9 protein-coding genes are annotated in these 10,593 nt (G+C 61.3%); 4 read left to right on the forward strand and 5 right to left on the reverse strand.

What is annotated here, in order from left to right:
- Window positions 1–173: 173 nt before the first annotated feature.
- The 3 genes from rplT to infC are packed head-to-tail and all read right to left on the reverse strand — an operon-like array spanning window position 174 to window position 1,392.
- On the reverse strand, window positions 174–563 hold the full coding sequence (gene rplT / locus KBX17_RS11190; protein ID WP_005290298.1) for a 50S ribosomal protein L20: 390 nt from the start codon (window positions 561–563) through the stop codon (window positions 174–176).
- A 53-nt stretch (window positions 564–616) separates the two neighbouring features.
- Window positions 617–811 carry a 50S ribosomal protein L35 gene (rpmI, locus tag KBX17_RS11195; protein ID WP_005290299.1) on the reverse strand — a complete coding sequence of 65 codons (195 nt, stop codon included), beginning with the start codon at window positions 809–811 and terminating at the stop codon, window positions 617–619.
- A gap of 29 nt (window positions 812–840) precedes the next feature.
- Window positions 841–1,392, reverse strand: coding sequence for a translation initiation factor IF-3 (gene infC, locus KBX17_RS11200; protein WP_083770299.1), 552 nt, complete (start codon window positions 1,390–1,392; stop codon window positions 841–843).
- Window positions 1,393–1,729: 337 nt separating this feature from the next.
- Here infC and KBX17_RS11205 point away from each other — a divergent pair, with 337 nt between their 5' ends.
- Window positions 1,730–3,784, forward strand: a complete 2,055-nt coding sequence (locus tag KBX17_RS11205) for a DUF2339 domain-containing protein (protein ID WP_256019887.1) — start codon at window positions 1,730–1,732, stop codon at window positions 3,782–3,784.
- 5 nt (window positions 3,785–3,789) lie between these two features.
- On the opposite strand, the gene KBX17_RS11210 is transcribed toward KBX17_RS11205, so the two are convergent.
- The gene (locus KBX17_RS11210) at window positions 3,790–4,257 is read right to left on the reverse strand and encodes a hypothetical protein (RefSeq protein WP_256019888.1); all 468 of its coding nucleotides are present in this window, start codon (window positions 4,255–4,257) and stop codon (window positions 3,790–3,792) included.
- Between the two features lie 13 nt (window positions 4,258–4,270).
- Window positions 4,271–7,126 (reverse strand): excinuclease ABC subunit UvrA, encoded by a 2,856-nt coding sequence (gene uvrA / locus KBX17_RS11215; protein WP_256019890.1) that lies wholly within the window; start codon window positions 7,124–7,126, stop codon window positions 4,271–4,273.
- An 86-nt stretch (window positions 7,127–7,212) separates the two neighbouring features.
- On the opposite strand from uvrA, the gene KBX17_RS11220 reads away from it, so the two are divergent.
- The 3 genes from KBX17_RS11220 to KBX17_RS11230 all read left to right on the forward strand — a co-directional run.
- A complete protein-coding gene (locus tag KBX17_RS11220) occupies window positions 7,213–7,809 on the forward strand; it encodes an MBL fold metallo-hydrolase (protein ID WP_256019892.1) in 597 nt (198 codons plus the stop codon).
- Between the two features lie 89 nt (window positions 7,810–7,898).
- Entirely contained in the window at window positions 7,899–8,990 is a 1,092-nt protein-coding gene (locus KBX17_RS11225; RefSeq protein WP_005290306.1) for a DoxX family protein, read from the forward strand.
- Between the two features lie 107 nt (window positions 8,991–9,097).
- Window positions 9,098–10,593 (forward strand): UvrD-helicase domain-containing protein (locus tag KBX17_RS11230; protein ID WP_256019893.1); only part of this gene is annotated, 1,496 nt, incomplete at its 3' end.

The raw sequence follows: 10,593 nt of genomic DNA on the forward strand, positions 1-10,593 counted from the left end.
GGTGGATCCCACCGTGACACCGTCATCACCAACACCAACCCTTCAGATCAGTGTTGCAACGACCACTAGAACTTAAGATGAGGGGCATACACGCCAAACGCCCCGCGGCCAGGTTCGGAACCGTGGCGCACGGGGCGTCGATAAGCAATGCGCGGAGAACCGCACAACGCGACTTAGGCGGCAGCTGCCTTCGGGGCGTTGACGTCCTCCGGCAAAGCGTTCTTGGCCACCTCGCAGATGGCGGAGAATGCAGCGAAGTCGTTCACAGCAAGGTCCGCGAGGATCTTGCGGTCAACCTCGACCTCAGCCAGCTTCAGGCCGTGGATGAGGCGGTTGTAGGTGATGTCGTTCATGCGGGCTGCAGCGTTGATGCGCTGGATCCACAGCTTGCGGAACTCAGACTTGCGTGCGCGACGATCGCGGTACGCGTAGGTCTGGGAGTGCAGCCACTGCTCCTTCGCCTTGCGGTACAGGCGGGAACGCTGGCCGCGGTAGCCCTTCGCGGACTTGAGGATGGCGCGACGCTTCTTCTTGGCGTTAACTGAGCGCTTGACACGTGCCACAGTGATACTTCCTTACTTCTCGTTACGGATTGTTTCTGGGAGGCAGGGCGCTCTTAAGCCTTGCCGAGGAGACGCTTGGTGCGCTTGACGTCACCCTTAGCAACGTCGGTGGTGCCGGAGAGCTTGCGGCGGCGCTTAGCCGACAGCTTCTCGTTCAGGTGGCGCTTACCGGCCTGCTCGCGGCGGAGCTTGCCAGAACCGGTGACCTTGATGCGCTTAGCGGTGCCCTTGTGGGTCTTCTGCTTCATGTCTGTAAATCCTTTGGTGCTTCTACGATCTACTTCTTGCCCTTGCGAACCGGGCCCAGGACCATCGTCATATTGCGGCCGTCCTGCTTCGGACGGGACTCGACCTGGCCGACCTCCTGAATGTCCTCAGCGAGGCGCTCCAGCAGGCGGTAGCCAAGTTCCGGACGCGACTGCTCGCGGCCGCGGAACATGATGGTCACCTTGACCTTGTTGCCCTTCTCCAAGAAACGCTCAACGTTGGCTTTCTTGGTCTGGTAGTCGTGCTCATCAATCTTGGGCCGGAACTTCTGCTCCTTGACCACTGTCTGCTGCTGGTTCTTGCGGGACTCGCGGGCCTTCTGGGCCTGCTCGTACTTGTACTTGCCGTAGTCCATGATCTTGCACACGGGCGGCTTTGCATTCGGCGCAACCTCAACCAAGTCGAGGTCTGCCTCGTATGCAAGCTTGCGTGCGTCATCGGTACGGACAATGCCAACCTGCTCGCCGGACGGGCCGACGAGACGAACTTCAGGAACACGGATGCGTTCGTTGATCCGAGCTTCAGCGCTGATGAGAACTCCTAGAGTGTGAAGGGTTTCAATGGTTCGCTACCGAACCGCAAACGCAGCTCCCCCAAACAAAAACCCACGCTCTCTCAGAGATAGCGTGGGAGTTCATCCGTCCACGGCAGGCGCGCTTACGCGAACCTACCGTGATTTTGACCCTTAGCCTTCCATCTAGCTGGCGGCATCAGGTGGGAGTAACTCCACTTGCAACCCGCGCTTTGCATCTCCAATGAGAAATCGGTGAAACATCGCGCAAGGCGGTAGTGAATAGAACCCTAGCATCCAAGGTCACGTTCGGCCAAATCTCGGTAACGAGGTGATAAAAACACCTTCCCGGATGGAACCATTTGGAGCGGATTTCAGTCTAAAGGGTATGACAAGCAACGAGAAGCTTCTAAGCCAGCTAGAAGAACTGCGCCGTGTGACCACGCACAGCCAACAGCTTATCGACGACATTGTCCACTCCCTTGCCCCGCTAAATTCCGACCCTGGACCCGTTCCGGTGCCTTCGTCTGCCCCCGCAGCTGTGTCAGCTCCCGCCGCGCCACCACTGCCTCAGCAGCCGCAGCCTCCCCAACCCCAGGCGGGGCAACCGTCGCCGTATCCAGCGTCACCGCCGCCCATTGGCCCGACGATGCCTGTCGCCCCCTCAGCCCCACGAAAGCCGAGTCTGACTCCGGAGCAGAAGATAGTCCGGGTAGCAGCCATCATCGGTTCTCTCATTACCTTCGCAGGCGCCAGTTTCGGTATCGCCCTGGCCATTCAAACCGGTCTCCTCGGCCCCGTTGGCCGCGCGGTGGGCGCGCTCATCTTCGGGGTCGCGCTACTGGGCATCGGTATCCGGGTAGACACACGCCGCGGTCCATCGGCAGGTGTCACGGCGTTGTACATCACATCTCTACTGGTCATCTATGCCGACCTGTACTACGTCACCTGGGTGAAGCTCTGGCTCCCAGCCCTCGTCTTGAGCGCGTTCTTCATATTCCTGTGGATGATCTATCTCGTTCTAGCGACCGTACGGAACAATCTGGGCCTCGTGCTGTGCATGTGTCTGTCCATGTTCGTCTACCACTTCTGCCTGTACCCATTCGATGTGCTTCAAACGACTATCGCAATGGTCGCACCGCTCTCGGCACTCGTAGTCACGTGGAAACTCCGTGCCGGCGAAAAGAATCTCCACGCTTTGGTGCGCACCGCTACGGCGGCGCTACTTGCGTGGCAGACTCTGTGGGTCTCGAACATGCTTGAAGAAGGCCCAGTAAACGTCATTGTTGTTAGCGCGGTAGCCGGTGCAGTCATGCTCGTTGTGTCGGAGCTGTTCATCCCGGCCACACCGGCCGCCCAGTCACAGAACCCGCCGATCCTGAACGCGGTCATCATGCCCACTCTTGTCATGTGGACATGTTTTGGAATCACAGACGCTTGGTCCGTCTGGCTGCCCGTGGTTGCAACATGCATCGTGTGCGTCCTCGTCACTCTCACTAGGCGCGCCTCCGACACCATGGTCAACGGTTGGCTCATTGTCACGCCGTTGACGTTCCTTGTCGCTTATGCAGTCGCATCCTTGGAGTGGTCCGTTCTCGGCTACACGATCTACGTAATCGTCTTCATGATGGCCTTCATCGGCGCAACCTTCCTCTTCCGTACCCGCCCTGTACATCTTCCCGGCGTGACGTTTGCGTGGGTGATCGTCCTCTTCATCAACGTCCGTGTGCTTCTTCTGATCACGGCGGGCGGTTACACGGGGTTCGGACTCGATCCTTATATCTTCATTGAGGCGATCGCACTCTCAGCCGTCCTCATCGTCGTCGCGACTCAAAGGAAACTCTGGCGCACAATGCCCACCGAGGCCCAAAACGCTCTCGCGGGAGCAGGACTCATCTTGGCAATGGTCTCGTGGGTCAGCATCACCACTATCATCGGTGATTTCGTTGCGCCGCGGCCTGAGCCGAGCGATCAGCCATTCTCCTCTCGTGATCGCAGTTCGCTGACAGGCGCTGACATTGGATTCCTGATCGGCCATATGTCCGTCTCGATCGCCGTGATGGCTCTCGCCTCCTGGCTGCTGTTGAAACGACCACGCCCCGAATCCGGTTCGAACCCGAAGTCCGCGCGCACAGCCGGCCTGGTTCTCGCCCTAGTCGCAACAGGAAAGCTCGTGTTCTTCGATATGGCCTCCCTGAGCGGCATTCCAAGGGTACTGGCGTTCACCGTCTCCGGCCTGCTCCTTATCGCGGTCGCGGTTCTGGGAGCACAACGAAACAGTGGCTCGCAACCTCAGCCCGCGGCAACGGCGGCACCAGGAGCACCAGAGACACCGGGACCTTGTGGTGTACAGGCCCCCGCCGCAACACCGGCACATGGTGGCCCGGTACCTCACAAACCCCAACCTCCGCAGGACACTCCACCGCCAACCCTTGAGATGTAGGAGCGCTACTTCTCCACCCGCGCTCCCGCCCGGAGTAGCCGTGCTTCGCGGGGGTCGGGCGGGTCGCCGATCCCCCGCACTGTCCCGGAGGCCTCCGTTTCGGCTACGTACATGGTCCAGCCGAAAGTCGCGGGTTCTTCAAACGGCCCTTCCGGCACCTCTCCATACAGACGGACGAGGTCAATGTGCTCACGCGTGCCTGACGGATCCGGTGGAATCACGAATACACCGAAGGTCGTGCCTAGCTCGTCCTCAGCGAGCGACTCCCGCGCGTAGTCGATGACCTGGAGCACGTCGGTCGCTCCGCGGACAATTTCAGTCCGCTGGATGAAGTAGTCCTTCTCACCGTCTCCGCTGTACTCCCAAAAACACACGACGTACAGCGGATCGGAGTGCTCGAGGCCGTCAGGCAGGACTACTTTCTCCCCGTCAGCGAAGAGCACGACGAGGTCGTCGCTCGTCGACTCGGACATGGTCGCCTCCTTGCTACGTCGTCAGCACATCCGCGAGGAACTTGCCCGTGAAGGACCCCTTCACCTTGGACACCTTCTCCGGCGTGCCTTGCGCTACGACGGTTCCGCCGCCGGAGCCGCCCTCCGGACCCATGTCGATGATCCAGTCAGCGCATTTGATCACGTCAAGGTTGTGCTCAATCACCAAGACGGTGTTGCCCTTGTCCACCAGGCCGTTGAGCACGAGCATGAGCTTGCGGATGTCCTCGAAGTGCAGGCCCGTTGTGGGCTCATCCAGGATGTAGATCGTCCGGCCGTTGGAGCGCTTCTGCAGCTCCGCGGCGAGTTTCACACGCTGGGCCTCGCCACCGGAAAGAGTCGTAGCGGACTGACCCAGTCGAACGTAGCCAAGGCCGACATCGCACAGCGTCTGCAAGTAGCGGTGGATCGATGTGATGGGCTCGAAGAAATCGGTCGCCTCACTGATCGGCATGTCCAGAACTTCGGCGATGTTCTTGCCCTTGTAGCGGACCTCGAGCGTTTCGCGGTTGTAGCGCGCGCCGCCGCACACTTCGCAGGGGACGTAGACGTCCGGCAGGAAGTTCATCTCAATCTTGATCGTGCCGTCACCGCGGCAAGCCTCGCAGCGTCCACCCTTGACATTGAAGGAGAAACGCCCCGCCTTGTAACCGCGCACCTTCGCTTCTTGTGTCTCCGCGAACAGGTTGCGGATCTTATCGAAGACACCGGTGTACGTCGCCGGGTTCGAGCGCGGCGTGCGGCCGATCGGCGACTGGTCCACCTGCACGAGCTTGTCTAGGTGCTCGAGGCCATCGACCTTCTTCACACGGCCAGGCACTTGGCGCGCACCGTTGAGGCGGTTCTGCAGGGTCTTCGCCAAGATCTGGTTGACCAGCGTGGACTTGCCGGAGCCGGACACACCCGTCACCGCGACGAGCATGCCCAGCGGAATGTCGACAGACACGTTGTCCAGGTTGTTCTCGCGGGCACCGACGACGCGCAGCTTCCGCTCCTTGTCCAGCGGGCGGCGTGCATCCGGAACCGTGATCTCCTTGCGGCCGGAGATATAAGCACCGGTCAGGGACTCCTCGACCTTCTCAATGCCCTTCGGCTCGCCCTGGTACACAACTTTGCCGCCGTATTCACCGGCGAGGGGGCCGACGTCGATAAGCCAGTCGGCGGCCCGAATGGTGTCTTCGTCGTGCTCGACCACAACCAGGGTGTTACCCAAGTCGCGCAATTTCTGCAGCGTCGCGATGAGGCGCTGGTTGTCGCGCTGGTGCAGGCCAATCGACGGCTCGTCGAGCACGTAAAGCACACCAGCCAGACCCGAACCAATCTGGGTAGCCAGACGGATGCGCTGTGCCTCACCGCCGGAGAGCGTTCCCGCAGAACGCGACAGCGTCAGGTAGTTCAACCCGACATCGAGCAGGAAGTGCAGGCGCGCCTGGATCTCGCGGAGCACGGCCCCGGCGATCATTTCCTCGCGGTATCCGAGCACGAGGTTGTCCAGGTACTCGGACGCGTCTTCGACGGACAGCTCGGTCAGCCCCGCAATGGACTTCTCCCCGTGCGTCTTCGAATCGAGACGAACCGCCAAGATCTCGGGCTTGAGGCGCGCACCGTTGCACGTCGGGCAGGCGACATCGCGGGTGTAGGCGAGGTACTTCTCCTTCGCGTGCTCCGACTCGGACTGCTCGATCTTCCTGTTCAAGTAGCCCTTCACGCCTTCGAACGCGGCGGTGAAGTTGCGTTGGCGGCCGTAGCGGTTCTTGTAGCGGACGGACACCTTCGTGGAGGTGCCGTCGATCAGCGCCGTGCGGTGCTTTTTGCTTAACGACGACAACGGCTCGTACGGATCAAACCCCTCCGCTTTGCCGAGCGCGACGATGAGCTTGGTGAAGTAGCCCTTGTTCGGCGAGGAGTTCCACGGCTGGAACGCGTCGACGGCCGGTGCGTCTGGGTCCGGAATCACCAGGTCCGGATCGATCTCGCTGCGGGTGCCCAGGCCGTCGCACGCGGGGCATGCGCCGAAGGGAGAGTTGAAGGAGAACGCGCGCGGCTCGTACTCCTCCACGTTGAGCGTGTGCCCGTTCGGGCAGGCCATCTTTTCGGAGAAGATTTCCACGCGGTTCGGGTCGTCCTCGTCGCGGTCGACGAAATCGAACCCGACGAGACCGTCGGCAAGCTTCAATGCTGTCTCGACGGAGTCCGTGAGCCGCTGCTTCTGGCTTTCTTTCACAGTGAGACGGTCGACGACGACGTCTATGTTGTGCTTGACCTGCTTTTCCAGCTTCGGCGGATCCGACAGCTGGTAGGTCTCACCGTCGACGTTGATGCGGGCATAGCCCTGCGCGGACAGGTCAGAGAACAGGTCGACAAACTCGCCCTTGCGCTTGCGCACGATGGGCGCGAGCACCTGGAACTTTGTGCGCTCCGGGTTCTCCATGACGCGGTCCACAATCTGCTGCGGGGTTTGCCGGTCGATGACGGCGTCGCACACCGGACAGTGCGGGGTGCCGGCGCGCGAGTACAGCAGACGGAGGTAGTCGTAGATCTCCGTGATCGTGCCCACCGTTGAGCGGGGGTTGCGGTTGGTCGACTTCTGGTCAATGGACACTGCCGGCGACAGACCATCGATATAGTCGACATCCGGCTTGTCCATTTGGCCGAGGAACATGCGCGCGTAGGAGCTGAGCGATTCGACGTAGCGGCGCTGCCCTTCCGCGAAGATCGTGTCGAACGCCAGCGAGGACTTGCCCGAGCCCGACAAGCCCGTGAACACGACCATCTTGTCGCGTGGCAGCTCCACGTCGATGCCTTTGAGGTTGTGTTCGCGCGCTCCGCGCACAGTGAGTTTGTCGGCCACTTGTCCTCCATTTCGGGCGTTGCGGGTCCTCGAACGAATTTACCAACACATCTACGTCCCTGTTCATTCCCCTACAGTGGGGCGGCATGGACCTCACCTTGCATCACGTGTCTGTTTCTGAGATGGGCAACAACTGCTATCTGCTGTGCTCGCGGGGGCAGGGCTTGCTTATCGACGCCGCCTGCGAGCCCGACACCCTGCTCGCCATGGCCGAATCTGCCGGAGTGGAGATCACCGATGTGCTGACAACGCACCGGCACTGGGACCACGTCGGTGCGCTCGAAGACATCCTTGAACGCACTGGTGCGACTCATTGGGGTTCCTTCCTCGATGCCCCTGCCCTGCCGGTTGCTCCCGACAAGGAACTGCACAACGAAGACACCCTCGAGTTCGCCGGGCACTCCTTCCCCGTCTACATTCTGCGCGGCCACACTCCGGGCGGTGCCGCTATCGCGGCTGAGATCGACGGCACCACCAATCTTTTCGTCGGAGACTCCCTCTTCCCTGACGGGTTGGGCAAGACCAACGGTGAAGGCGACTTCATCCGTCTCTTCAACGACGTGAAAGAGCGAATCTTCGATCGCTTCCCCGATGACGCGATAGTCCGCCCGGGCCACGGCGACCCGACAACTCTCGGTGAGGAACGGCCGAAGCTAGACGAGTGGTGGGAGCGCCGCTGGTAGGTCTCTGCCGGAGAATTTCCGGCACGCTTGCCGTGGAATCGGTCTACAGTGGGTAGAGAAAGACCCCTATAAGAAAAGGAATAGTGAGTATGATCCGCAAACTTGCTCGCCCCATGCTTGCGTCTGTGTACATCGCAGACGGCGTGGGAACCGTGACGAGCTCCTCTGAGCACGCTAAGGGCGCAGAGAAAGTCGTCAACACCATTAAGTCTGTGCTGCCGGCACAGTACGCAAGCTACATTCCCTCCGACCCGGAGACTGTGGCAAAGATCAACGGTGGTGTGAAGATCGGCGCGGGTGCCACCTTCGCTCTGGGCAAGATGCCGCGTCTTTCTGCTGGCCTGCTCGCAGGGTCCACCGTGTGCACCCTGATGGCCCGCAACGCGTTCTGGGAGGCCAAGAACGACGAGGAGAAGGCCAAGATGCGCACCGGCGCTCTGACCAACGTCGCTCTGCTTGGCGGTGTTCTGCTGGCTACTGCTGACACCGAAGGCAAGCCGGGTCTGGCATGGCGCGCACAGGACGCCGCGAAGCGTGCGAACAAGAACATCCAGTCCGCTCTGCCGACTCAGTCTGAGACCGAGAAGGCCATGAGCAAGGCCAGCGAGTGGTTCCAGAATACCGCGGAGACTGTCTCCGAGGGTGCACAGCAGGCAGCTTCCGAGGTCGCTGACTACGTCGACGACAACAAGGATGACTGGAAAAAGACCGCGTCCAAGTTCGCCGACAAGGCGCAGGATGCTGCGTCTGACGCTGCCGACTGGGCTGAGGGCACCTACAAGGACCTCAAGCCGAACAAGCTTGAGCAGGCCCGCATGAAGCGCCAGGTCAAGGGCTTCATTGGTGACGCTCAGGACAAGGTCCAGGATCTGACCCCGTCCGAGCTGGACAAGTTCAAGGCCAAGCGCAAGGTCAATTCCGTTGTGAGCGACCTGCAGGGTTCTCTCGATGACCTCGGCCCGTCCGAGTGGGAGAAGTTCAAGGGCAAGCGCAAGGTCAACAAGGCTGCTGACAAGGCGCAGGGCCGTGCGCAGGATGCCATCACGAACCTGCAGCACGCTTTCGATGAGCTGGACGCCTCCCCGAGCTGGTGGCAGAAGCGTAAGTGGAAGAAGAGGGCGAACAAGGCCGAGAAGCAGGCTAAGAAGGCTGTGAAGAAGGTGCAGAAGAAGCTCGGTTAATTCACCGGGTCGCACCTACTAGCCCCGCGGCAGGGAATACTCCCTGTCTCGGGGCTGTTTGCTTACTGGCACACTCCTTCGGTGGGAAGAGAAAGGTTAGGCGCTCGGTGACAGATTCCAGGATCGCCCAGGAACAGGACTACGCGGATGCTTTGTTCGGCAGGCTCGACGCGGAGGTTCAGGCTGCCCAGCGACGGCTTGAGGCTGTGGCGTTGGACGTGGACCCAGACAACCCGGATGCGGATGCTTTGGTTCGCCGTGAGACGGAGTATCACGGCCTGAACGCGAAACTGGATGATCTCAACGTCGCTGAAACCGGCTTGGTTTTTGGGCGGATCGACGTCGCGGATGACTCCCCGGAGAATCCCGCCGACGGCCGGGAGAACGTGGACCGCCGCTACATCGGCCGTATGGCCATCGACGACCGCGCCGATGATTACCGCACTCTTTTGCTGGACTGGCGCGCCCCGATGGCGCGGCCCTACTACTTGGCCACCACCGCCCACCCCGAGGGCGTGGAGACGCGCCGCAACATCCGTATGCGCGGCCGTTCCGTGACGGCGGTGGATGACGAAGTGCTCTCCGGATGGGATGACGCTGACGCCGTTGGGGAAACGTCGGGCACGACAAGTGACGTCAGCAGCGAAGCGGCTCTGCGCCGTGCCATGAACGCACCGCGCACCAGGCACATGCAGTCGATCGTGGAAACTATCCAGCGCGAGCAGGATCAGATCATCCGGGACTCGACCCGTGGAGTCCTGGTTGTCTCTGGTGGACCGGGAACGGGCAAGACCGCGGTCGCCCTGCACCGCGTTGCCTACCTGCTGTACACGTGGCGGGACCAGCTCGCGCGCACTGGTGTCCTCATTGTCGGGCCGAATCGCACCTTCCTCGATTACATCTCCCGGGTTCTACCGGAACTGGGTGAAACAGGTGTCGTCTTGAACACCGTGGATCAGCTCGTGCCAGGATTTGACCCCGCCGCTACTGACAGTCTTGTCGCCCGCGAGGTCAAGGGGTCCCAGGACATGGCCACTATTCTCAAGCGGGCGGTGTGGAACTATCAGACAGTTCCCGAGCAAGACGAGCTGCTGCGCGTCGACGGCATTGATCTGCCGGCCACTGCGTCCATGATCACCGCTGCCCGCACACGGGCACGTCGTTCGCGCAAACCCCACAACGAAGCGCGCCCGTTCTTCGCCGAAGCGTTGACGCAACTGGTTGCGGAGGCCCTGGCCAAGCGCATCGGTGAAGACCCCCTCGGCGGGTCTAACCTGCTGTCCCAGGCGGATGTCGACCAGCTTCATGATGATCTCGCGGATGACCCGCAGGTGGCTCAGCTCGTCGATAAGCACTTCCCTGAGCTCGATCCGGTGGAGGTGCTCGCCGAGTTCCTCAGCGACCGGGAGGCTATTGCTGCCGCAGCCTTCGACTACGACGAGCTGACCCAAGACGCGCTCTACCGCGCTGACGGCACCGCATTCACGGCATCTGACACGGCGCTTGTCGACGAGCTGTACACCCTCGGGCCTGACCCCCGGAAAGTGGACACGTCGGGGGTTATCTATGCTGCTTGGGTCAGTGTAGCTGATGTGAGTGCTTC

Source organism: Corynebacterium sp. CCUG 65737 (assembly GCF_024454115.1).
Taxonomy (GTDB): domain Bacteria; phylum Actinomycetota; class Actinomycetes; order Mycobacteriales; family Mycobacteriaceae; genus Corynebacterium; species Corynebacterium genitalium.

Coding starts and splice junctions, on each gene's coding strand:
- KBX17_RS11225 (WP_005290306.1), top strand. CDS start 7,899: ATGATCCGCAAACTTGCTCGCCCCATGCTTGCGTCTGTGTACATCGCA.
- KBX17_RS11205 (WP_256019887.1), top strand. CDS start 1,730: ATGACAAGCAACGAGAAGCTTCTAAGCCAGCTAGAAGAACTGCGCCGT.
- rpmI (WP_005290299.1), bottom strand. CDS start 811: ATGAAGCAGAAGACCCACAAGGGCACCGCTAAGCGCATCAAGGTCACC.
- KBX17_RS11220 (WP_256019892.1), top strand. CDS start 7,213: ATGGACCTCACCTTGCATCACGTGTCTGTTTCTGAGATGGGCAACAAC.
- KBX17_RS11210 (WP_256019888.1), bottom strand. CDS start 4,257: ATGTCCGAGTCGACGAGCGACGACCTCGTCGTGCTCTTCGCTGACGGG.